The 26,708-nt window shown below is 63.9% G+C and carries 1 protein-coding gene; it reads right to left on the bottom strand.

What is annotated here, in order from left to right; all coding sequences use genetic code 11:
* Positions 1-32 precede the first annotated feature (32 nt).
* On the bottom strand, positions 33-26,708 hold the full coding sequence (locus tag QM600_RS00650; protein ID WP_283259555.1) for a non-ribosomal peptide synthase/polyketide synthase: 26,676 nt from the start codon (positions 26,706-26,708) through the stop codon (positions 33-35).

Genomic DNA, 26,708 nt, shown 5'->3' with positions numbered 1-26,708 from the left:
TACCTGTTGTCTCATACCCCGTGGGTCGGGTTTCAGACATCTTCCGTGAGCAGGTGGCGCTTGATTGCTGCGGAGACATGGGCAATGGGTCCGGGTTCGATCATCTGGTTGTGCCGGCAGTCCACGTCGTCGACTGCGATGTCGCCTCCGACAAATTCACGCCATTCGGTGACGTCGTGGCCGTTGTCGGCGGATTGCCGGGCGACGAAGAACTGGATGTCTCCGTCGTAACGCGTCGGCCGATGTGCGTTGGTGAGTGCGACGGAACGTGAGTATCCGGCGCTGATGCGTTCGAGGTGCTGCGCTTCGACTCCGGTACCGGGGCCGAGTGTCCGTTCGAGGAGAGCTGCGGCGTCGGCGAATGTTTCGATCTTGGTTTCGTCGGTCGGAAGTCCCAGTCCTGCAATGAGTTCGGCGACCGACAGTTCTTCGGGTTGGTCGTCGCTGCTTGCCGGGTAGCTGTCGAGGATCGCGACGGTGGATACCGGTACGGATCGCGTCTCGAGTTCGTGGGCTACAGCGTGTGCAATGACGCCGCCGAGCGACCAGCCGACCAGGTGGATGGGACCGTCGGGTGCGAGTTCCAGGATGCGGTTGGCGTAGTTCTTCGCGAGTTCGGTGAGTGTGTCGAAGGTGGGTCCGCCGCTGAGCGATGGCAACTGGAGTCCGTAGATGGGCCGGCCGGCGTCGATGTGGCTGACAAATCCTGAGTATCCCCACGACAATCCGATGCCGGGGTGGATGAAGAACAGTGGCGGCTGTGTTCCGTCGGCGCGCAGGGTGATGACGGGGGCGAGCACGGCGGAGATGTCCGTCGGCTGGTTCTCGTGTTCGATCAGGTCGGCTGCGCGGGCGACTCCGGCGGGTGTGGGGTCGAGGAAGATCGATTGCAGTCGTACGCGTCGGCCGATTCGCTTGTCGAGTTCGGCGGTGATGCGGGTGGCGATGATGGAGTTGCCGCCGAGGTCGAAGAAGTTGTCGTCGATGCCTACTGTGTCGTGGCCCAGTACGGAGGCGAAGATGTCGGTGACGACAAGTTCGGTGTGGGTGGTGGGCGGGCTGTAGGGCACGGTTCGGTGTTCGAAGTCCGGTGACGGAAGTGCTCGTCGATCGAGTTTTCCGACGGGTGTCATCGGAATCTTGTCGACGACAATGATGGCGGCGGGCACCATGTGCGCGGGTAGGCGCGCGGAGAGGTGATGTCTGAGTTCGGCTTCCGCGACGGTGTGGCCTTCGACGGGTTGCACGTAGGCGACGAGGACGGTATCGCCGGCCGGTGATTGTTGGCCGAGGGTCGCGGCGAAGCCGACTGACGGGTGAGCGATGAGGACGGAGTCGATTTCGCCGAGTTCGATACGGAACCCGCGGACCTTGATCTGGAAGTCGCTGCGCCCCATGTATTCGAGGGTGTGGTCGGCGCGCCAGCGGACGAGGTCTCCGGTGCGGTACATGCGGTGGCCGGGTTCGCCGTACGGGTCGGCGACGAATCGGTCCGATGTGAGGCCGGGGCGACGGTGGTAGCCGCGGGCGAGGCCGGGGCCTGTGATGTACAGCTCGCCGATGACGCCGACGGGTACGGGGCGTAGGTGTGCGTCGAGGACGAGGTCTGCGAATCCGATGGCGGGGTGACCGATGTTGATGTTCTCCCCTGGTCGCATGGGTGTGCTGACGCTGGCTTGGATGGTGGATTCGGTGGGTCCGTAGCCGTTGAACATGCGGCGGTCGCGTCCCCAGATGTCGACGAGTTCGGGCGTGCAGGCTTCACCGCCGACTGCGAGTACACGCAGTTCGGGTAGTGCGGAGCTTTCGATGGAGCTCAGCGCGGTGGGTGTGATGAAGGCGTGGGAGACGTGTTCGTCGGCGAAGATGTCGGCGAGTTCGGATCCGCCGAAGACGGCCGGCGGAATGATGACCAGGCAGGCTCCGCTACCGAAGGCCATCATGAGTTCGAAGACTGATGCGTCGAAGCTCGGTGATGCGAGGTGGGAGACGCGTGAGGTTGTCTTGACGTTGAATCGTTGGTGTTCTTCGGCGTTGAGGTTGGACAGGCCGAGGTGGGTGACGATCACACCCTTCGGTTTGCCGGTCGATCCGGAGGTGTAGATGAGATACGCGGGGTGTTCGAGGTGCAGTGGGGATGTGCGTTCGGCGTCCGTGATGGGCGTGGTGTCCTGGGCGTCGAGAGTATGCCGCGAGCGCTCCGAGTCCAACACAATCCAGTCGATGCTCTCGGGCAGTAGGTCACGCCGGGAGTTGACGGTCAGTCCGAGGACGGCTCCGGAGTCGTCGAGCATTGCCGCGATGCGGTCTTCGGGATAGTTCGGGTCGACGGGGAGGAATGCGGCACCGGTTTTGGTGACGGCCCAGATTGCGATTACTTCCCAGGCGGATCGCGGAAGGCCCAGTGCTACAAAGTTTTCCGGCCCGATTCCGCGAGCAAGCAATAGCTTGGCGAGTCGTGTCGATTCGGTGTCGAGTTCCTCGTATGTCAGGTTCCAGTCTTGGCTGGACACTGCTTGGCCGCTCGAATTGAGTTCGACGGAGGCGGCGAGGATTTCCGGCCAGGTCCGTGCTCGGGTTGCGCGCTCCCCCAAGGCAGGGACGAGTGCGGCGGATTCCTCGGTACCGAGGATGTCGATGTCGGCGAGTTGAATCTCGGTGTCGGCCCCGACGGATTCGAGGATCAGACGCAGGCGCTGCGAGAACTCTTCGATGGTGCCGGGTTCGAAAAGGTCTACCGAGTAGATGAATGCTGCTGATATTCCGTCCGGTTGTCCGTCGGTGTCGAAGGATTCACTGACGACGAGTTCGAGGTCTTCCTTGGCGGTTTTGGAGTCGGTTCCCATAGCTTCGACGGTCAGGCCGGGCAGTTCGAGTACGACCTTTTCGTTGTTCTGCAGTTCGAGTGCCACCTGGAAGAGCGGTGAGTACGAGGTGGACCGGGTGGGGTTGATGACGTCGACGAGCCTTTCGAACGGCAGGTCGGCGTGCTGGTAGGCGGCGAGGTCCGTCTCTCGTATCCCCCGCAGTAAGTCGGTGAATGTCTTATCCGGGTCGACTGCGGTGCGTAGGACCAGCGTGTTGACGAACATTCCGACGAGGTTCTCGAGTTCTTCCTTGCCGCGGCCGGCGATGGGGGTGCCGATGCTGACTTCGTCGGCGCCGGAGAGCTTGGCGAGGAGGACTGCCAGCGCACCGTGCAGTGCCATGAACATGGTGACGCCCTGTTCACGGGTCAATGCGGTGAGCGCTCGGTGCGTGTCGGCGTCGATTCGGAAGTCGAAGCGGTCGCCGTGGAAGGTTTGTTGGAGTGGGCGTGGGTGATCGGTAGGTAGTGCGATGACGTCGTCGAGTCCGGCGAGTTGTTCGCTCCAGTAGTGCAGTTGACTGCTGATGATCGACGTCGGATCTGTTTCGGAGCCGAGGACTTGCTGTTGCCACAGGGTGAAGTCTGCGTACTGGACCGGTAGGGGTTCCCAGGCGGGCGGGGTGCCGGCGGTGCGGGCCAGGTAGGCGATCATGACGTCGCGAGCGAGGGGCGCCATGGATGCGCCGTCAGCGCAGATGTGGTGGACGACGACGAACAGCACGTGTGTCGGGGCCTGCTCCGGTGGGGTATCGAGTTGATACAGCGACACCCGTAGCGGAAGTTCGTTGGCGACGTCGAACCCTTCCTGCGCGAGGGTGGTCATGCGTGGGAACAGTTCGGAGTCGGTGACGGGAACGGTACTGATCGTGGGCAAGGCATCGTCGACGGTCAGGACTCGCTGTACCGGTTCACCGTTGACGGTCGGGAATACCGTTCGCAGGCTTTCGTGTCGGCCGACGACGTCGACGATGGCGGCTTTCATGGCGTCGACGTCGAGGTCACCGGTGAGGCGGACGGCAAACGGAATGTTGTATGCCGCTGAGCTGGTGTCGAATTGGTTGAGGAACCACATCCGCTTCTGCGCGAGTGAGAGCGGAATGTTTCCGGTGCGTTCTGCTCGGGTGAGGGGTAGGTGGATGCTGGTTGTGGGTGCTGCGGTGAGTTGCTCCGCAAGTTCCGCTGTTGTGGGTGATTCGAAGAGAGTTCGCACTCCGAGGTCCAGTTCGAGTGCTGTGTTGAGCCGCGAGACGACGCGGGTGGCGATCAGGGAGTTGCCGCCACGCTCGAAGAAGTTGTCGTCGATGCCGATCTTGTCGACGTCGAGGATTTCGGCGAAGACGGCTGCGATCTGGCGTTCCAAGGGTGTGCGGGGCGCACGGAATTCGGGGGCTGTCGCGGTGAAGTCCGGCGCGGGCAGCGCGCGCCTGTCGATTTTGCCGACGGCGTTGCGCGGTAGTTCGTCGACGATGGTGATGCTGGTGGGGACCATGTGTGTGGGCAACCGGCCGGACAGGTGGGAGACGACGGCTGCGGGGCTGAGGTCGGAGCCTTCCGCTGTGGTCAGGTACGAGGCCAGCACGGTGCTTCCGCCGGGTCCTTCGACGCCGAGGGTGACGGAGTTGGTGACGCCGTCGATGGTGGTGATTGCGGTGTCGATCTCCCCCAGTTCGATGCGGAATCCGCGGACCTTGATCTGGAAGTCGCTGCGTCCGACGTATTCGATGGTGTGGTCGCTGCGCCAGCAGACGATGTCGCCGGTGCGGTACATCCGGTCGCCGGGCTTGCCGTAGGGGTTGGCGACAAACCGTTCGCTGGTCAGGGGCGTGCGGCTGTGGTATCCGCGGGCGAGTCCGACGCCGGCGATGTAGAGCTCGCCGTGGGCGCCGACGGGTACGGGCTGCAACCGGGTGTCGAGGACGAGCTCGCTGACTCCGCGGATGGGTCCACCGATGGTGATCGGTGCGCCGACTGTCATGGGGGCACTGATGTCGGCCATGACGGTGGTTTCGGTGGGTCCGTAGGCGTTGGCCAGTTCGCGGCCGGGTGCCCAGCGGGTGACGAGGTCGGGTGGGCAGGCTTCTCCCCCGACTACGACGTGCCGGAATTCGTCGAGGCCGACGGGGCTGACTGTGGCGAGGGCTGCGGTGGTGATGAATGCGTGGGTGACGTGTTCCCGTTTGATGAGGTTGGCGAGTTCGGTGCCGCCGTAGATGTCGGTCGGTACGAGGACCATCGTGGCGCCCACACCGAACGCTTGGAGGTATTCGAAAATCGCGCCGTCGAAGCTGGGGGTGGCGAAATGCAGTGTGCGGGAGGTGTGGTCGGCGTGGAAGCGTCGTTGCTGGTCGAGGGCGAAGCTGTCGAGGCCTGCGTGAGTGACGACGACACCCTTCGGCTTTCCGGTCGAACCGGAGGTGTAGACGATGTAGGCGGCGTTGCTCATCTCGAGTGCGCCGAGGCGTTCGTCTTGGCGTATGGGGAGAGTGCAGGCGATGGATACGTCCCGATCGAAGGGTTCTTCGTCGATGACGAGCCACGATGCGGTGTTCGGTAGTGAGTCGAGAGCATCACTGACGGTGAGGCCGAACAGCACGTTCGAGTCGGTGAGCATGTGTTCGATGCGGTCGGCCGGGTAAGTGGGGTCGATGGGTACGAAAGCTGCTCCGGTTTTGGTGACAGCCCAGACTGCGAGTACGGATTCGATCGAGCGGGAAATGCCGATGGCGACGGATGTTTCGGGGCCGGCGCCGCGTTTGACGAGTTCCCGTGCCATCTGGTTGGAGCGTCGGTCCAGATCGAGATAGGTGAGCGTGTCGGAGCCGGCGGACAGTGCGGATCGGTCCGGCGCGGACAGTGCAATTCGATCCGGGAATGTTGCGGCGACGTCGGCGAAGATTTCGGGAAGGGTTCGGGCCGAGCGGCCGGGGGCACCGAAGACGGGGACGAGGTCACGGGTTTCGAATTCGGTGAGGATCGACATTGTTGCCAGGGGTTCGTCGGGTGTTGCAGCGATGTGTTCGATGGCGATGAGGATGCGTTCGGCGATGGTTGCGGCTTCGCGTTCGGTGAACTTGGTGGGTTGGTACTCCATCTTGATGTCGAGGGTGTCTTGTTCGGAGGCGACGACGGCCAGGGGGTAGTGCGCGGAGTCTCGTCCCTCGATCCCCATGACGTGCATACCCGCGATGTCGGTGCCGGCGGAGAGTCCGGCGCGATCGACGGGGTACGACTCGAAGACCGTCAACGTGTCGAAGGATGCGGCGGGGCCTACTGCGGCAGAGATGTCGGCGAGCCCGACGTAGTGGTGGTCCAGTACATCTGCCTGTTCACCTTGAACGCGAATGCACAACTCGGCCAGCGATTCTCGCGCATTGAGCTGAATTCGAACGGGAACGGTGTTGATGAACAGTCCGACCATCGACTCCACACCCGCAACTTGGGGTGGGCGCCCGGAGACGGTGCCGCCGAAGACGACGTTGTCGCGGCCGAGCAACTCCCCCAGCACAATCCCCCAGGCGACCTGGACGACTGTGGGCATCGTCAGTCCGTGGGAGCGGACGAAGGCGCGCAGTATGTCGGTTCGGTCCGCCGGAAGGCTGACGGAGACGACTTCGCTCACTCGTTCGGCGTCGTCGGTGGTGGGGGCGAGCAGTGTCGGTGTGTCGATACCGCGCAGAGTCGCCCGCCAGGCTGTGAGGGACACTTCGGCGTCTTGTCCGCGGAGCCAGCTCAGGTAGTCGCGATAGTGCGGGGCGCGCGGGAGGATTTCGGGATCGCCGTCGGTGGCGTAGAGCGTGAGCAGATCACGCAGTACCAGGGGCGTCGACCAGCCGTCGAGGAGGATGTGGTGGTTGGTGATGACCAATCGGGCGGAGTCCGGTCCGGTTCTGGCCAGCATGAATCTGATGAGCGGTGCTGTTTCCATATCGAAACGCAGTGCGCGATCGTCTTCGAGTATCCGCGTCCAGGCAGATTCTTGTTCCGCAGCTCCCATGCCGGAAAGTTCCATTTCGGTCCACAGAACGTCGACGGCTGACCGAATGACCTGCAGTGCCCGTCCCCCCGGCGCCGCGATGAACCCGGCTCGCAGGCTGGGGTGTCGATCCAGCAGAGCCTGCGCTGCGCGGCGCATCCGATCCGGCTCGATCCGACCACCCAGTTCAAGGGTCAGCTGCACCATGTACGGGTCGATACCCGTGTCGTCGAACCGGGCGTGGAACAGCAATCCCGATTGCAGGGGCGAGAGCGACCAGACATCGGTCAGATCGGGGAACCTACGCGAAAGGTGTTCGATCGCGGGTTGGTCGAGGCTCACGAGGTCGAGATCCGACGGTGTAAGTTCGCGGCGGTCGGCGCCCGCGGTGTACCCGGCCAGAGCAGTCAAGGCCAGAGTCCACAGTTCGGCGAGTTCCGACGCGTCGTCGGAGGTCAGGATGCCGTGAGGGAATGACCAGGTACTGCGCAGGACGGGTCCGGCTGCGGTGTCGGTGGTGACGGTGTTGATGTCGAGGACCGAAGCGGCCGGCAGGTCGCCGCTGTGGACTTCGTCGAGCGTGACGCCGGGAACCGGCAACCACGGTACTTCCCCGGCCCCTTCGTCGGCGCCGGTGAAGCGGCCGAGGTAGTTGAAGGAGATCTGCGGTGCGGTCAGCGCGGGCAGGGGCGTCGACTGGTCGAGATACTTCGACATTCCGAAGCCGATGCCGTTGTCGGGAATCGCGAGCAGTGTCTCCTTCACGGACTTCACGGCCGACGCGATGGCATCGCCGCCGGACAGTGCGTCGATCACGCTGATCCCGGCCAGATCCAGACGCACCGGGAAGATGGTGGTGAACCATCCGACGGTGCGCGAGAGATCTGCGCCCGGCACGGCATCTTCTTCGCGTCCGTGTCCTTCGAGGTTGATCAGGACATCGGTGCCTCGTTTGCCGTGCGATTGACGCCATCCCGTCACGGCCAGTGCGAGCGCGGCCAGGAGTCCGTCGTTCACGGATCCCCCGAAAGTGCGTGGGACAGCGGTCAGGATGGCGTCGGTGACTGCCGTCGGAATGTCCACGGTGATCCGGTCGACCGTGGATCCGACGTCGACGGCGGGGTCGAGTGGCCGCGAACCGAGCAGGGCGTCTTTGCCGGCGGTATTCTTCCACAGGACCAGTTCCGTGCGCCGGGTGGGTGCGTGTTCTGCCAGTCCGGTGGACCACCGTCGGACCGAAGTCCCCGAGACCGGCAACGGTGCCGCTGTGTTCTCGAGCGCGGCGCCGTAGGCGACCGCAAGGTCGGGCACGAGGATCCGCCAGGACACCCCGTCCACGGCGAGGTGATGAATGACGAGCAGCAACCGGCCGTGCTCGCGTCCCCCGACGGGATCGAGCCAGACTGCAGCGATCATCACGCCGTTTGTCGGATCGAGCCGACCCGACGCTTCGCGCATCGCATGTTCGGCGGCTTCGATGAAGTCGGGTCCGCTCTCGGAGGTGATTTCGACGCGCTGAACAATCTCTTCGGCCCGGATACTGCCCGGTTCGGCCACGATCAGGCGATGCGGTCCGTCGACGTCGAGTCGGCTGCGCAATACGTCGTGATGATCGAGTAGCGATTGCAAGGCCTGTTCGAGCGCACTCCCGACGACGTGACGCGGCAAAGACAGCAATGCGCTTTGGCTGTAGCTGCGGATCAGTTCGAGATCACCGCCGCTTCGTTGCAGCAGCCATTCCATGATCGGTGTCAGAGGCATACTTCCGGTGCCGCCGCCGGGGAGTTCTTCGAGCGTCGGCACCGTATCGGTGGGATCCAGCGAAGCGACACGCGCCAGACCGGCGACGGTCTTGGCTTCGAACACGTCGCGAGGAGTGAACGTCAGCCCCGCTGCCTTGGCCCGGGAGACCAGCTGGATCGACATGATCGAATCGCCGCCGAGCCCGAAGAACGAATCGTCGATGCCGACACTCGGCAAACCGAGAACATCGGCGAACAAATCTGCGAGCACCGATTCTGCTGTGCTGGAAGGACTTCGGATCGAATCCGAGCTCGTGGCGAGGACCGCGAAATCCGGTGCCGGCAGAGCGCGGCGATCAAGTTTTCCGTTGACGGTCAACGGCAACGCGTCGAGTATGACGATGACCGTCGGAACCATGTACGACGCCAACTCTGCCGAGACGGAGTTGATCACCGAGGCCGAATCGATCGTGGTGCCCGCTTCGGCCACCACGTAACCGACTATCCGCTCGCCGGCTCCGCCGCTGGTTGCACTGTTGCCTCCGTCACTTCGCACTGTCGCTACCGATTGCGCGACGCCAGGGCAGCGGAGCATGGACGCTTCGATTTCACCGAGTTCGATGCGGAAACCGCGCACCTTCACCTGGAAATCGCTGCGACCGAGATACTCCAGCTGCCCTGCGCCGTTCCACTTCGCCAGGTCCCCACTTCGATACATTCGATCCCCCGAACCACCGAAAGGATCAGGTAGGAACCGCGTAGAGGTCAATGCCGGCCGCCCGAGGTAGCCGCGGGTGACCTGATCACCCGCAACGTACATTTCGCCGACCACACCGGGCGGCACGAGGCGTAGCCGCTGGTCGAGGACGTAGACCTTCATCCCGGGCAGTCCGCGGCCGATGATGCTGGCGGCGGCGTGATCCGCGTCGTCGCGAGTCAGTGCGATGCGAGAGACGTGGACGGTTGTTTCGGTAATGCCGTACATGTTGACCAACTGCGGCGTTGTTGGTCGTCGGCTGTACCACTTGCGGAGTTGGCCGAGGTCGAGGGCTTCGCCGCCGAAAATGACGTAACGCAAGGCCAGATCGGGTTCTTGGTCGCTCGTACGGTGTGCGCGATCAGCTTCGGCCAGTTGGTAGAACGCTGTCGGGGTCTGGTTGAGGACGGTGACGCGTTCGCGCCGCAGCAGTTCGTCGAACATGTCCGGTGATCGGGTGGTGTAGTAGTCGACGACGACGAGGCGTCCACCGTGCAGGAGTGGTCCCCACAGTTCCCAGACGGAGAAGTCGAAGGCGTAGGAGTGGAACATCGTCCACACGTCGGTGTGATCGAACTCGAATGTCGGCGATGCGTTGTCCATCAGGGTCAGGACGTTGTGATGGCTGACGAGCACGCCCTTGGGCTGACCCGTCGATCCCGAGGTGTAGATGATGTACGCAATCGACTCGGGGTGCAACGGCGCCAGGCGATCGGCATCGGCGATCGGGGACGGTGACAGTTGATCCAGCTGCAGCGCGACCTCACCCGATCCGAGTTCGATGACGGAGAAGACCGAATCGACTACCTCGGTGGGCAGCATGCCCCGGAATTCACCGGTGGTGATCAAGCATCGCGGCGCGGCGTCGTCGAAAAGGAAGCGCATCCTCTCGGCGGGGTAGGTGACGTCGATCGGCAGATACGCGGCACCGCTCTTGATGACGGCGAGGAGTCCGACCACCAGGTCCACGGTGCGCGGCAGCGCCACGGCGACGACGGACTCGGGACCGATGCCCTGGACGATGAGCAAGCGGGCCAGACGGTTGGCGCGTGCGTCCAGTTCTGCGTAGGTGATGGAGGTGTGCTCGTCGCCGAGCGCGGTAGACGCGCCGTGGTCAGCCACCATGGAGGAGAAGCGGCTCGAGATGGTTTCGGTGCCGGTGAGTTCGGTGTATCCCGGTGCATTCCACTCTGTCAGGACCGCCCGGCGTTCGGCGTCGTCGAGGATCTCGATGTCGCCGAGTGCGACGGTCGGTTCCTGCGCCGCCGCCGTGAGCAGTGAGGTAAAGCGGTGAGCATAGGTGGCCATGAGATCTGCGTCGAAAAGATCACGGGCATAAATGAATTCGGCGGCAATTCCGCCAGGTTCACCGCGTTCGCCGTAGCGTTCGGTGACGGAGAGTTGCAGATCGAATTTTGCGACGGGCAGATCGATCTCCACTCCGGAGACGGTCAGACCGGGAAGGGCGAGCGTCGGTTCCACGTTGTTGCGGAATTCGAGTAGCACCTGGAACAGCGGAGTCTGCGACGTCGAGCGGTCGGGATGGAGGGCGTCGACAAGGCGTTCGAAGGGTAGATCTGCGTGGTGGAATGCGCCGAGGTCCACCTCACGAACTTGATCGAGGAGATCCGCGAAGGACGAGTCGGGCGCGAGGTGAGTTCGCAGGACCAGTGTGTTCACGAACATTCCGACAAGGTGGTCCAGTTCGGCTTCACCTCGTCCGGCGATGGGGGTGCCGATGACGATGTCGTCGGTCCCGGACAAGCGTGCTGCGAGGGTCGCCAACGCGCTGTGCATGACCATGAACATGGTGACACCGTGCCGACGGGCGACGTCGGCGAGGAGGCGGTGTGTGCTCGCGGGGATGTCGAATGATGCGACGCCTCCCCTCATCGACTGCTGAGCCGGCCGGGCAAATGAGGCGGGGAGGGTGATTGGTTCGGGCAGGTCCGCGAGTTGACGCGTCCAGTACCCGAGTTGCCGCGTGATTTCCGAGTTGTCGTCGTCCTCGCTGCCGAGGTGTTCGAGCTGCCACAGCGTGAAGTCTGCGTACTGGATCGGTAGTTCCGCCCACGTCGGTGCTGAGCCGGCGCTGCGGGCTGCGTAGGCGGTGGCGACGTCGACGGCGAGAGGGTTCATGGAGAAGCCGTCGGCGATGATGTGGTGCGCCACGATCACGAGGACGTGTTGGTCCGGAGCCAGTTCGAAGACGCCGCTGCGCAGCGGCACCGATTGTGAGACGTCGAAGCCGGCAGATCCGAACTCCAGGATCCGGTTGATCAGTTCCCGTTCCTCGATGTGCTCGGGATCGAGGTTCAGAGTGACGTCGGCGACGGCGAGAATGCGCTGCGTGGGGGTTCCGTCGATGGATGGGAACACTGTGCGCAAGCTTTCGTGCCGTGCGAGGACATCCTCGATGGCACCGGCTAGAGCGTCCTGATCGAGGTGCCCGGTCAGCCGGACAGCGAGCGGAATGTTGTACGCGGGTGAGGTGGTGTCGAACTGGTTGAGGAACCACATCCGTTTCTGGGCGACCGAGACCGGAATCGGGTCGGGGTACTTGCGTCGGGTCAACGGTGGGTGCGGCGCGCGGTCGGGGTCTGTGGTCTCGACATGGTGGGCGAGTGCCCGCACCGTCGGGGAATCGAACAGCGCGCGCACGCCGATGTCGGTACCGAGGGCAGAGTTGACTCGGGCGACGACGCGAGTCGCCGTGAGCGAGTTTCCGCCGGCATCGAAGAAGTGGGTGGAGATGCCGATCGGACCTGTTTCGAGTACCTCTTCGAAGGCGGCAGCGACCAATCGTTCGAATTCTGTAGTGGGTGCAATGAATTCTGTTGCAGCAGAATCGAACTGGGGTTCAGGAAGCGCTGCTCGGTCAACTTTTCCGGTTCCGGTCAACGGCAGTTCGCCGAGAATCATGACACTCGCCGGCACCATGTGTGCGGGCAGTTGCCCACGGGCGTGCACCGTGATGTCGTCGACGGTCACTGCTGCGTCGCTGCCGATCAGGACGTACGACGCGAGTGCGGTCTGATCGGCTGGACCCGCCACAGCCACGGTGATGGCGAACTCGACGCCGGGCAACGAGGCAAGGGCAGTGTCGATCTCCCCGAGTTCGATGCGGAATCCGCGGATCTTGACCTGGAAGTCGCTGCGTCCGACGTATTCGATGGTGTGGTCGCTGCGCCAACGCACCACGTCACCGGTCCGGTACATCCGGTCGCCGGGGTCTCCGTACGGATCTGCGACAAATCGTGCGCTGGTCAGAGCGCTGCGCCGATGGTAGTTCCGGGCAAGCCCGGCGCCGGCGATGTACAACTCCCCCGGTACTCCCACGGATACGGGTTGGAGCCTGCGGTCCAGGATTACTTCGCGGACTCCGCGAATCGGTCCACCCAGCACCACAACGCCGTCTGCCGGGATCGGGTCGCTGATGTTGGCACCGATCGTCGTTTCGGTGGGTCCGTACAGGTTGAAGAAGGATCGGCCTTGCGCCCAGGTGCGGAGCAGTTCCGGTGGGCAGGCTTCACCGCCCACGATCACTGATGTCAGCGAGTCGATTCCGCTCGGGTCGACCGAGTTCAGGACAGCGGGAGTGAAGAAGCCGTGGGTGACCGCGTTGTCGCGAAGCACGGTTGCGAGTTCCGTCCCGCCGTACACAGTTGTCGGGACCAGAACCATCGTTCCGCCGTTCGGGAACGCCAAGAGGTATTCCAGGACGGACGCGTCGAAACTCGGCGAGGAGAGTGCGACGGTGCGGGAGTGCTCGTCCACCCCGTACATCTCGCGTTGTGCGTCGGCAAAGTTTTCCAGTCCGGAGTGCGTGACGACAACGCCCTTCGGTTGTCCGGTGGATCCGGAGGTGTAGATGACGTAGGCGGCGTTGCCGAGGCGAGTCGGGACCACAACGGGACCGCGAGGGGGCATCACGGATGCGTTGTCGAGAATGATCCACCTGATGCCGGTAGGCAGGTTCGCGGCGAACTCGGCGGTGGTCAGGCCGACGTGTGCGTCGCAGTCGTCGAGCATGAACATGATGCGCTCGCGCGGGTATGTGGGATCGACGGGTACAAACGCGGCGCCGGTCTTGGTGATAGCCCACATCGCGACGACGGATTCGACGGATCGGCTGATACCGATGGCCACACGATCCTCGGGGCGCACACCGTCGGCGATGAGGACGTGCGCGAGTTGATCGGATCGCTCGTCGAGTTGGGCATAGGTGAGCCGGCGACTACCGGCGGAAAGGGCGATCCGGTCCGGGAACCGCGTGGCGGTGTCGGTGAGGATCTGGCCGAGAGTACGCGACGATCCACCCGGTCGGCCGCGGGCAGGAACCAACTCCCGCATTTCACTGGCGGGCATCAGTGAGAGGTGCGCCAGTGGGGTTTCGGGACGGGCCGCAATCAGTTCGACGGTCCGCATCAGCCGATGGGCAATGGCGTCGACGTCTCGGTCGGCGAGGACGCCCGGGAAGTATTCGAACTTGAGACGGAACTGTCCGTCCGCGGTGGAGGCGATAACGGCCAGGGGGTAGTGCGCGGCATCTTCGGCGTCGTGGACGTCGAGGACGTGCATTCCGGCAATATCGGTGCCGGCAGATAGTCCCGTCCGATCCACCGGATACGACTCGAACACCGTCAACGTGTCGAAGGTGGCAGCGGCGCCCACCGCGGTCGAGATGTCGGGCAGCCCGACGTAATGATGATCGAGCAACGCGCTCTGCTCGTCCTGGACTCGAACACACAAGTCGGCCAACGATTCTCGCGCGTCCAGCCGAACGCGAATGGGCACGGTGTTGATGAACAGTCCGACCATCGACTCCACACCGGCCACCTGATGTGGGCGCCCGGAGACTGTGCCACCGAAGACGACGTCGTCGCGGCCGAGCAGTTCCGCGAGCACAATTCCCCAGCCGACCTGAACGAGCGACGCCATGGTCAGTCCGCGGGAGCGAATGAACTCGCGCAATGCGTGCGTGTGGTGTTCGTCGAGCGAGATCAGAGTCGACCGCGAGGTTGCGGACAGTTCCCCGACGGAACGCGCTTCCGTGAGCATGGTCGGCTCGTCGAGTCCGTCCAAGGCCTGCGACCAGGCGCGCAGTGCCGTTTCGGTGTCCCGGTGTGAGAGCCAGTCGAGGTACGCCCGGTACGGGTGCACGCGTGAGAGTGCACTGGTATCGGAATCCGTCGCGTACAGCGTGAGCAGGTCGCGGATCAGCAACGGCATGGACCAGCCGTCGAGGAGGATGTGATGGTTGGTCAGGATCAGCCGGTAGGTGTCGTCGCCGGTGCGTAGGAGCAGGAAGCGGAGCAACGGCGCGGTGGCCATGTCGAATCCGCGGATGCGATCTGCTCGCATGAGGTCCTGCAGTTCGGCCTGTTGATCGCCGGCGGGTAGTGGGGAGATATCGATCTCGGTCCACGGAACGACGGCATCGCTGTGCACGATTTGCACGGAATTTCCGTCGTCGTCCGTGACAAACGACGTCCGGAGGTTCTCGTGGCGGTCCAGGAGCGCCTGCGTGGCGCGGTGAAGTCGAGCGGGGTCGACACCGTCGAGTTCGAGAGTCAACTGGACGGTGTACGCGTCGACGGTGTGCTCGGCGTACCGCGCGTGGAACAACAATCCTGCTTGCAGCGGTGAGAGTGACCAGATGCCGGCGAGATCGGGGATCTGTTCCTCGAAGCGTTCGATCGCACTTTGCCCGAGGTTCACGAGGGTGAGGTCGGACGGGGTGAAACCGCCATGTTCGGTGCGCTCGGTGTGCTCGGCGAGCACTCCGAGGGCGCTCACCCACAGGTCAGCGATTTCGCGGACGTCGCTTTCGGCGAGCATCTCCGACGGATATGCCCACGTGGCACTCAGGTGTGGGCGTCCGTCGATATCGGTGACCACAGCATTGACGTCGAGGACCGAGGCGAGCGGCATGTCCGATCCGTGTGCGGACGCCTCGAGATCGATGTCGGATGTCAACGCCCAATCGCCCGTCGTGTCCTGATCTGCGTCCCCGCCGCCGAAGCGGCCGAGGTAGTTGAACGAGACCTGCGGCGCATGAAGACCCGAAAGTTGCTGCTGCCCTTCGTCATCGAGGTATCGGAGCAGCCCGTAACCGATGCCGCTGTCCGGAACGCTGCGGAGCAGTTCCTTCACGGACTTCAGTAGGGTGCCGGCGTTTCCGCTCCCCGCCATGACAGCACCGACGTCTATCCCGGAAAGATCGACCCGCACCGGGAACACCGTGGTGAACCAGCCGAGCGTATGGACGATATCGGCGCCGGGAACAACGTGAGCCTCGCGGCCATGACCCTCCATCGAAACGAGCACGTCATGAGTGCGCACTCCCCGCGAGGAACGCCACTGCGCCAGCGTCAGTGCCAGGGCGGCCAGCAGTCCGTCGTTGACAGATCCCCGGTACAGGGCGGGCAGAGCCGTCAGCACAGTCTCGGACACCTCCGGGGAGACTTCCACCGACACTCGGGCCTGCGTCGACGCGGTATCGCGGCGCGGATCGAGCATGCGTGCACCGATCTGCGGATCGGCGCCGGTGAGCATGGACCGCCACAGACCGATTTCCCCGCGGCGAGAGGGCGCGATCTCGGTGAGTGCCGTACTCCACCGTCGCAACGACGTCTCGCCAGTAGTGGCTATTACAGCAGGGGTGTCTGTCACGACGGGGGTGAGACCGGCGTCGAGCTGATGGAACGCCGCGGCGAGTTCGGGTACCAGCACGCGCCAGGACACGCCGTCCACCGCGAGGTGGTGGATCACCAGCAGTAGGCGTCCGGCGCCCGAGGGACCCACCAACCAGGCCACGCGGATCATCGACGCGTTCCGCGGGTCCAGCGCGTCACGGGCGTCGTTGAGTGCGTTCGCGATGGCAGCGTCGAAGTCGCCGGTTCCCGGTTCGGCGTTCACCCGCACTTCCCGGCATACATGTGCGGCGTCGATGCTGCCGATGTCGCCGACGATCAACTGTCGAGTCGGTGTCAGTTCGAGCCGCGCGCGCAGTGCGCCGTGCCGGTCGAGAACAACTTGCATTGCCGCTGTGAGTTGTTCGATGGAGTGAAGGTCGGCCGGTGCGTTGAGCGCGGTGGCTTGTGAGAACGAGTCGAGGCCGGCCGGATTGTCTCTCAAGGTATCGCCGAACCTACCGAGCCACCACTGCGCGACCGGGAGCAGCGGCATGGCGCCGATGTCGCCACCTTCGAGCTCGTCCAGCACGATCGGCGCGGTGCCTTCGTCGAGTTCGATGACCGTCGCCAACCCCGCAACGGTTTTGGCTTCGAACACGTCACGTGGGGAGAACACCAATCCGGCGCTGCGAGCGCGCGCGACAAGTTGGATCGACATGATCGAATCTCCGCCGAGTGCGAAGAAGGAATCGTCCACGCCGACGGTGTCTACGGCCAGGACGTCGGCGAACAACGCCGCCAAGGTGGTTTCCAGTTCGGTTTCCGCGCTGCGGGAGCGTGGGTGCTGGGCGGCGAAGTCGGGTTGTGGGAGTGCCCGGCGATCAAGCTTTCCGTTGGATGTGCGGGGCAGTTCATCGAGGATCACGATCGCCGACGGGACCATGTGCGGCGCGAGATGTGAGGTGACCACCGCGATGATGTCGCTCGGGTCCAGCGGCGCCGCCGCAGGCTCGGACGGCACGACGTAACCGACGATGCGGGCGAGCCCGTTGTCGCGAGTGAAGGTGGTCGCGACGGATTGCGCCACACCGGGGCACTGGGCGAGTGCCGCTTCGATTTCGCCGAGTTCGATGCGGAATCCGCGGATCTTGACCTGGAAGTCACTCCGGCCCAGGTATTCGAGTTCACCGGACGTGTTCCAACGCACGAGGTCGCCGGTGCGGTACAGGCGCGAGCCGGGAATTCCGGAGGGGTCGGCGACAAAACGTTCGGCGGTGGTCGCGGCCCGGTTTCGGTACCCGCGTGCTACACCGTCGCCGCGCACGTACAACTCCCCCGGCACTCCGATCGGGACCGGGTGCAATCGGGCATCGAGGACCGAGCAGCCAATTCCGAGTGAGGGGTGGCCGATCGTGACAGTGCGCGCCGGAGTCAACGGCCCGGTGATACTCGCGACGACGGTCGATTCCGTAGGTCCGTACGCGTTGATCATGATGCGGCCCGGGCGGACCCACGCGGCGACCAGTTCCGGAGGGCACACGTCGCCGCCGGTTCCGACGGCTTCGAGTTCGTCGAGACTGCTCGCGTTCACCGTCGACAGTGCCGCCGGGGTGATGAAGGCGTGCGTGACGTGCTGATCGCGCAGCAATGCCGTGAGTTCGTCGCCGCCGAGGATTGTCGGTGGCGCGATCACCATCGCGGCGCCGCCGCTCACCGCCATCAGCAATTCCAGGATGGATGCGTCGAAGCTCGGTGAGCTGAAGTGCAGTGTCCGTGAACGTGCGGTGACGCCGAAGGTGGTGCGTTCCTGCTCGGCGAGCGCCGCCAACCCGCGGTGAGTGACCATGACGCCCTTGGGCAGTCCCGTCGAACCAGAGGTGTAGATGACGTAGGCCGGGTGGTCGAGGGAACGTGGAGCGTGAAGTTCGCGGTCGTCGATGGCGCCGCCGGATGTGGCGGCGCATTCCGCGCGGACATCCAACGAATCGAGCACGACGGTGCTCACACCTTCCGGAATCGCGTCCTCGTGGGCGGCGACGGTCAACACTGTGTGGGCACCGGAATCGGTGATCATGTGCCGAATGCGATCGGCCGGATACGCCGGGTCGACGGGAACAAACGCGGCACCAGTGCGTGCGAGCGCCCAGATTGCCACGACCGATTCCACCGAGCGCGACAAGGCGAGCGCGACAACGGTTTCAGGTCCTGCCCCGCGCGAGATGAGTACTCGCGCAAGCTGATTGGATTGTCGATCGAGAACCTCGAACGAAATTTCGGTGTCACCGAAGGCGAGGGCGACGGAATCGCTGCGGTAATTCGCTTCGAGGATGTGGTGCAGCAGAGCGGGTTCCGGGACGTTTCCGCTTGGAGAAATCTCGGTGCGGTCCACCAACTCGATGTCACCGACCGGCGAATGCGGCGATTGTGTGACCGCCTCCGCGATGCGGATCAGGTACTGCGCGAACCGCTCGACGCTGGAACGGTCGAACAGCGCGGTGGCGTAGGTGAAACCGGCGTCGATTCCGGCCGGCTCGCCGTGTTCGTCGAACTTCTCGGCGAGCGTCAACTGGAGGTCGAAGTTCGAGACCACCGTCGCCAGATCGAGAACCTCGACGTCCAGGCCCTCAAAACTCAGCGTCGGATTCTCGGTGTTCTTGAACTCGAGCATCACCTGGAATAGCGGAGAGTGCGACGTGGACCGTTCGGGCGCCAACGCGTCCACGATCCGTTCGAACGGAATGTCGGCATTGTCGAAAGCGTCGAGGTCGACGCCGCGCACCTGAGTGAGTACGTCGGCGAAGGAACGTGCCGGGTCGAGTCCGGTGCGCAGCACCAGGGTTCCGACGAACATGCCGACCATGCGGTCGAGCAGTGCGTCACCGCGCCCTGCGATCGGCGAACCGATCGCAATGTCGTCCATCCCGGACAGTCGTGAGAGCAGGAGCGCGAACATAGCGTGCGCTGCCATGAAGAGGCTGCTTCGATTGTCCTGCGCCGTCATGATCAACCGCCGGTGAATATCGGCCGAGATCTCGAACGGCACGACGGCACCGGACAGATCCTGCACCCGGGGGCGTGGGTGATCGACAGGAAGCTGGAGCAGTTCGGGGAGCCCCGTCAGGCGTGCGCTCCAGTAGTCGAGTTGACCGGACAGTACGCTGGCGCCGTCGGTGATCTCCCCGAGAGCCCGCTGCTGCCACAGTGCGAAGTCTGCGTACTGAACGGGCATCGGATCCCAATCGGGCGTATTTCCGCGGGTACGGGCGGAATACGCGGACATGACGTCCAGCGCCAGCGGCGCCATCGAGAAACCGTCGGCGCAAATGTGATGAACCACCACGACGAGGACGTGCTCGCGTTCGGAGACCCGGATCAGTTCCGCTCGCAGCGGCGGCGCACTCGTGACGTCGAATCCTCGCTCCGTCAGCTGGGTTATCCGGTCCGAGACTTCGTCGGCCCCGGCGAGCGAGAGCGGAAGGCTCGCCAGCGCGTCCTGGGGTTCCACGACGACCTGGGCCGGAATTCCGTCGATCATCGGGAATTGTGTGCGCAGCGACTCGTGCCGCGCCAGGACGTCGCCGATCGCGCTCTCCATCGCGCTGCGATCGAGGGTGCCGCGCAACCGGATCGCGATGGCAACGTTGTAAGCGGAGGAGGTGGTGTCGAACTGGTTGATGAACCACATCCGTTTCTGTGCCAACGACAACGGGATACGGCTGGGGCGGGGCATCGATTCGAGCGGAACCCCGGCCGCCAGGGTGTGGGAGCGTTCGCAGGTCGCGGCCAGTTCGGTGACCGTCGGCGCATCGAAGAGATCGCGGATCGAAAGGTTCAGTGCGAGAGCGTCATTGATGCGGGCAATCGCACGCGCTGCGATCAGACTGTTGCCGCCTCTCTCGAAGAAATTGTCGTCCACACTGAGCGCGTCGATGCCCAACAGATCCTCGAGGACGTTCGCCAACTGCGTTTCGACGGGTGTGCTCGGCGCCAGATAGGTGCGGACGCCGCCGAACGAGGGGGCCGGCAAGGCCGGTCGATCGAGTTTGCCGGTGGAACCCAACGGGAAGGCATCCATCTCGATGATCACGGGCGGCACCATGTACGCGGGAAGTTCCGAGCGGAGAACACGTCGGATCTCGTCGTGATCGAGTGTCTCCCCCTTCGCCCCGATCACATACCCCACCAGTGAATCGCCGAGTGTGACGTCGTGGTGCACGCGAGTTGCTGCCGCAATGACGCCGGGCGCGCGCAGCATCGCCGCTTCCACCTCGGGCAATTCGATCCGCAAACCGCGAAGCTTGACTTGGAAATCGCGTCGACCGATGTAGTCGAGTTGGCCGTCGGCGCGCCAGCGCACGATGTCACCGGTGCGGTACATCCGCGTCGAACCCGTCGAGGTGAAGGGATCGGCAACAAATCGGTCGGCAGTGAGATCGCTTCGTCCGAAGTACCCGCGGGCCAACTGCACGCCTGCGAGGTACAACTCGCCGTGAATCCCGACGGGAACCGGATGCAAGCGCGAGTCCAACACGTACACCCGTGTGTTCCAGACCGGCGCGCCGATCGGAACCGATGCGCCGGGTTCGTGCAAGAACTCTGCCGCGGTCACGTCCACGGCCGCTTCGGTCGGTCCGTACAGGTTATACAGGCGCGCAGTGCTGATGCGGGTGAAGTCCAGGGCAGTTGCGGACGGTAGCGCTTCACCGCTGCTGAACACCTGACGCAGGCTCGCGCACTCGACGCGCGACGTTGCGGCAACGAACTCCGCGAGCATCGACGGAACGAAGTGGGCTGTAGTCACCGCGTGCTCGGCGATCAAAGCGGACAGGTAGCCCGGGTCGCGGTGACCGTCCGGTGCGGCGATTACCAATCGGGCGCCGGCGTGCAGGGGCCAGAACAACTCCCACACCGACACGTCGAAGGTGATCGGCGTTTTCTGAAGAATGACGTCGGACGCGTCGAGAAGGTAGGTTCCCTGCATCCACCGCAGACGATTGACAATCGAACGGTGCGATACTGCAACACCTTTCGGGCGTCCGGTCGAGCCGGAGGTAAAGAGGACGTAGGCGGTGTTGTCGGGTCGGAGCGGTGAAATCCGATCAGCGTCGGTGACGGGTTGCGCAGTCTCCTCCGGCGCCAGCGCGACATCGATGATCTCGATATCCGTCGGTAGGTTTCCGTGGCTGCCGGCCATCGCGAGGACACACACCGGGTCGGCGACGGAGAAGACGTATTCGATCCGCTCGGCCGGATGATCCGGGTCCACCGGGACGTACGCGCCGCCGCTGCGAATGACCGCATGAATGGCGACCAGCAGTTCCAACGAGCGCGGTATCGCTACTGCGACGCGCTGATCAGGGCCGACGCCGCGCGAAATCAACGTTCGAGCGAGCGCGTTCACCTGAGTGTCGAATTGTGCATAGGTCAGAACTGTGTCGCCGAACTGTAGAGCCTGCGTATGAGGTGTCCGCCCTACCTGAGCGCGGGTCAGATCATCGAGAGTGTGTTCGCCCAGGTCCCGGCTTGTTGCGTTCCACCGCTCGAGCACCAGAGCTCGCTCGCCCGGCGCACACAGATCGACGTCGCCGACCACGGATTGCGGGTGCGCACTCACCTCGTCAAGCAGGGAAACGAATCGATCCGCCAACCCCGACATCGTGTCGGAATCGAACAGATCACTGGCGTACGTCAATCGGCCGTCGAGGTGATCGGCCTGCTCGGTGATGATGACCTGAAGATCGAATTTAGCTGCGCCGGTCGATAGTTCCTCCACCACGACGTGCAGCGATGGCAACGCCACCTCCGTCGGCGGGGCGCCTTGCATCACCAGCATGACTTGGAACAACGGTGATTCGCTGCTCTCCCCACCAGCCAAGGCGTCAACTAGGACGTCGTAGGGAATGTCGCTGTGCCGCAACGCCGCCACATCGGTCGCGCGAGTACGCGAGACGGTGTCCTCGAAACTCGCTTCGCCGTCGATGACGGTCCGCAGCGCGAGTGTGTTCACGAACATGCCGACGACGTCGTCGAGTGCGCGTTCACTGCGACCCGCGACCGGCGTGCCGATGACGACGTCGTTTCCCCCACATTCTCGGGAAAGGAGTACCGCCAGAGCGGCGTGGATGACCATGAATACGCTCGCGTCGTGATCGGCAGCGATTGCCACTATCCGCTGATGCGTCGGTGTGTCGATCGTGAAATCGAGATCGTGGGCGCGCTGAGCACCTTGCGCCGGCCGCGGATGATCCATCGGAAGTTCCGGCAGTTGGTCGCGGGCATCAAGTTCATTCGTCCAGAAACGCAATTGTGAGCCGAGGATCGAATCCGGTGTCGCCGCATCACCGAGTGCATGGCGTTGCCACTCGCTGAAGTCGCTGTACTGGACTTCGAGCGGTAGCCACGCCGGAACGCGTCCCGATACCCGGGCTGTGTAGGCGACCATGACGTCACGGGCCAGCGGGGCCATCGACAATCCGTCGGCGGCGATGTGGTGCACGACCATCACCAGCACGTGATCCTGATCGGACACTTCCAACAGAACCATCCGTACCGGCGGAGCAGATGTGACGTCGAACCCGGCGCGTGCGATTTCGTCGGCGCGGGCACGCACCGCACCGGCCGAGCACACCTCGACTGTGAGTTCGGATGCCACATCGTCCACGTCGAGAACGTGCTGAACGGGTCCGTTCGCCGCCGCCGGGAACACCGTGCGCAGCGACTCGTGCCGAATGAGGACATCGCGTAGTGCAACCTCGAGTGCCGAGAAATCAAGATCACCTGTCATCCGCACCGCGATCGGAATGTTGTACGCCGGCGACGCCGGATCAAGTTGGTTGATCAACCACATCCGCTGCTGCGCCAACGACGCCGCAATCGGTTCGGGTTGCGGAATCCTCGTCAATGCCGGCAGATGAACTTCACGCGAGTCGGAATTATCGGCGCGTGCAGCCAATCCGGAGACCGTCGGTGCCTCGAACAGGTCAAGCACACTGAGCGAGGTGCCCAGCGCGCCGTTCACGCGGGCCACGACGCGCGTCGCAACCAGTGAGTCGCCGCCGAGGTCGAAGAAACTGTCGTCCGCGCCGGCGCGGGTAATTCCGAGCAGGTCGCAGTACACGGCGGAAATGCGCTTTTCGGTGGAGCTTTCGGGGGCACGGTACTCGCGTGCGCCCGCTGCTGTGTCGATGGACGGCAGCGAATTCCGGTCGATCTTGCCGGCCGGAGTCAACGGAATCGTGTCCAACACGACGATGCGTGATGGAACCATGTGCGGCGCCAGGAATGCCGCCGCATGCGCCGTCAACTCGGATACGTCGACGCGCACCCCGGGCGCAGCCGTGACGTACGACGCCAGCAGCGTCTCACCACTGTTGCCGGTCACTCCGACGGTCACTGCCTCGTCGACGCTCGGATGCCGACGCACCACTTCGTCGATCTCACCGAGTTCGACGCGGAAGCCGCGAATCTTGATCTGGAAGTCACTGCGGCCTAGGTATTCCAACTCGCCGTCGCGGTTCCAGCGAGCCAGATCGCCCGTCCGGTACATCCGCTCCCCCGGCACCCCGTTCGGCGCGGGCACGAAGCGTAGTGCCGTCGTGGCGGCGCGGCCGTGATAGCCGCGGGCCAGACCGACGCCACTGACGTACAGTTCCCCGGCGACACCCACCAGGACGGGATGGAGCCGAGAATCCAGCACCATTGCCGACGCTCCCCGCATCGGCACTCCGATCGTGACCGGAACGTCGCTGTGGAGCGGTCTCGACAACGTGGCAACTACCGTCGTCTCAGTGGGTCCGTAGGCGTTGAACATCAACCGGTGACCCGCCCACTGTTCGACGAGAGTCGGCGAGCACGCGTCGCCGCCGGTCACGATCACCCGCAGAAGCGGCAGGTGGTCCGGATCAACCGTCGCGAGAGCTGCGGGAGTGATGAAGGCGTGCGTTACCCGCCCGTCGCGCAGGACTTTCGCCAGTTCCTCCCCGCCGTACACCGTGGGCGGCGCGATCACCATGGTGGCGCCGGCGCCGAATGCAAGGAGTAGCTCCAGAACGGACGCGTCGAAGCTCGGGGACGAGAAGTGCAAGGTCCGTGAATCCGATGTGACGCCGAACCTGATCCGCTGCTCGTCCGCGAAACTGCTCAACCCGCGATGAGTGACCACGACGCCTTTGGGCAGACCGGTGGAACCCGAGGTGTAGATCAGATAGGCGGGGTCGTCGATTCTCAGTGGCCTGATGCGATCCGTCTCGGCAATCGGCTCAGTCGAATGCTGCAGGTCTCCGGGTGCAAGCCACAAGGCGTCAGCGCCCCAACCGTCGGCGACGCCGGGCAGGCAGATCCCGACGCGTGTCCCGGAATCGGTGAGCATGTGCTCGATACGGCCGGGAGGATAGTTGGGATCGACGGGCAGGAATGCGCCGCCGGCCTTTGCCACAGCCCAAGTCGCAATCACCGATTCCATCGAACGGGTCAGTGCGAGTGCCACATACGTGCCCGGTCCGACACCGAGCGTGATCAGTTCCCGGGCCAGGGCGTTCGATCGTCCGTCGAGTTCACGGTAACTCAGAACCTGGTCGCCGATGACAATCGCGTCGGCGTCCGGATTCAATTCGGCTGCAGCACAAAGTAACTGATCAAGTGTTTGAGTTTCCGACGCGGGTGAGCCGGACACCGAGCGCAGGTGTTCACATTCCGTGTCGTCGAGAATCTGCAGGTCACCGACCGGGGTGCCCGGGGCTTCGAGTGCGCCGGCCAGTATTCGCTGGATCCGCGTGCACACCAGGTGAGCGGACTGTTCGTCGAGAACGCTCTGGTCGAACGCAACCGCGAAGGTCAGCGTTCCTTCTTGCTCCACGACGTCGATTTCAAGACTGATGTCGATTGCCGGACTGAGGTCGTCGCGCCTGACATCGGGACTCCCCTCGTTCAGTGCTACATGAATCTCTGCCGCATCCACGGCGTCAGGGCTGACATGTCGGCGGATCTCGTCGTCATGGGTGGCAACAGCATTCAACAGATCCGTGAAGGGCCGATCCGGGGTGATCGTGATGCGCACCGGGACCAACTGCGAGTCCGACTCGAACCGAGCGCCGAGCACGATGTCGTCGGTATTCGTGATGCGCGAGAGCATGACCGCCAGTGCGGCGTGGACAACACTGAATACCGTGGTCTCGGCACTCCTGGTCATTGCCACCACACGGTCGTAGACCTCTGGCGACATCGTCGTCCGCACAGTGCCGAAATCGGCCCGCGACTCCGACGACCGGGGACGATCGAGGACCACGGAGGCACCTTCGGGAGCGTCCATCAACTCGTAAGCCCAGAACGCTTCGAGTTCACGGTCCCTCGTGATCTGCTCGCCGGCTTTGGCACTGGGGCGATGCACCTCGTCGAGCGGTGTTCCGGGAGCTGCCGAGATCAGTTCACCGACCAACTCCGAGAAGTTCGCCTGATGCTCGTCGAGTTCCTCCCGGGTGTAGCGATCGGGGTTTGCTCGGAACTCGATCAACGTCTTGACCGGAGTTCCGCTCTGATAGATGTTGACCAGCAGATCCTCGACCGGACCCGACGTCACAATGTGGTACTCGCCGGTCATCGACCCCAGCGTGATTTCCTGACGGAAGAGCATCACGTTCATCATCGGGCCGGACAACCGGGTGTCCTCGGCAGACAATCCGGCGTCACGTCGAATGTCCTCGAGGCTGCACCGTTGATGCCGTAGAGCGCCGAGCAGTTCCAACTGCACCCGCCCCACCAGATCGTCGACACTGTCCCCCGGGCGAACCTCGATGTGCAGGGGCGCGACGTTCACCAGCATGCCGCCGGACCGCTGCAACGGCGCAGTAGTTCTCGCCGAAACCGGCAGATTGATCAGGACGTCGCCGTAACCCGTACGACGCGACAAATAGCAGGCCAAAGCCGCGATCAGTACCGCCGCCGACGTGGCGCCCGAACGTGAACTCCACTCATCCAAGGAGGCTAGCGAATCTTCTGACAGCTCCCCGGCCACCACCTGTGAGTGGGCTTGCGGTGGCGCTTCCCGATCCGAAAGCGTCGAACCGTGCTCGACACCGGCAACCCGCGCCGCCCAGTACTCGCGGTCCGCGTCGAAGCGACTCGACGCACGGTACGTCTGGTCCAATTCGGAGAGCTTCGCCAGATCAAGTGCCTTGTTGACGGTGGGTTCACTGCCTTCGAGTTCAGCCGTGTAGAGCGCCGCAATCCGGTTGACGATGGTCATGCCGCTGTAGCCGTCGAGCGCCACATGGTGAATTCGTGTGTACCACAGGTAATCTCGATCCCCCGTTTGCAGGATCGTCATCTCGACCAGTCGATCCCGGGTGAGATCGAGGGTGGTCGCGTGGTCGTTGTCCATCCACTCCGATGCAGCTACGCGCGGATCGTCGCGGTCACGGAAGTCGAAGTAGTCGACCGCGGTGCTGATCGTGGGGTCGACGATCTGGCAGGGCTCCCCGTCCGGGTACATCAACCGCAGAAACGGCGATTCGAACTCACGCGCAGCCTTGGCTGCAGATCGAGACAACAAGCCGATGTCCAGATCGCCGTGTATCTCGATGTACTGCGCGACGAAGTACGGAACCGTCGGATGAAGCTGCTGCGCGAACCACATGCTCCGCTGCACCGCGGACAAGGGGAAAGCGCCGGCCGGGAGGGTTCTCGGTGCAGACTCTCGGGCGCTGACCTCGTTGTTCGAATTCTCGGTGCTCAT

Origin of the sequence: Rhodococcus sp. IEGM 1379 (genome assembly GCF_030056815.1) — a bacterium.
Lineage (GTDB): Bacteria > Actinomycetota > Actinomycetes > Mycobacteriales > Mycobacteriaceae > Rhodococcus_F.
Note: the sequence above shows the minus strand (reverse complement) of the source record. Positions and strands in the feature narration are given on the sequence as shown.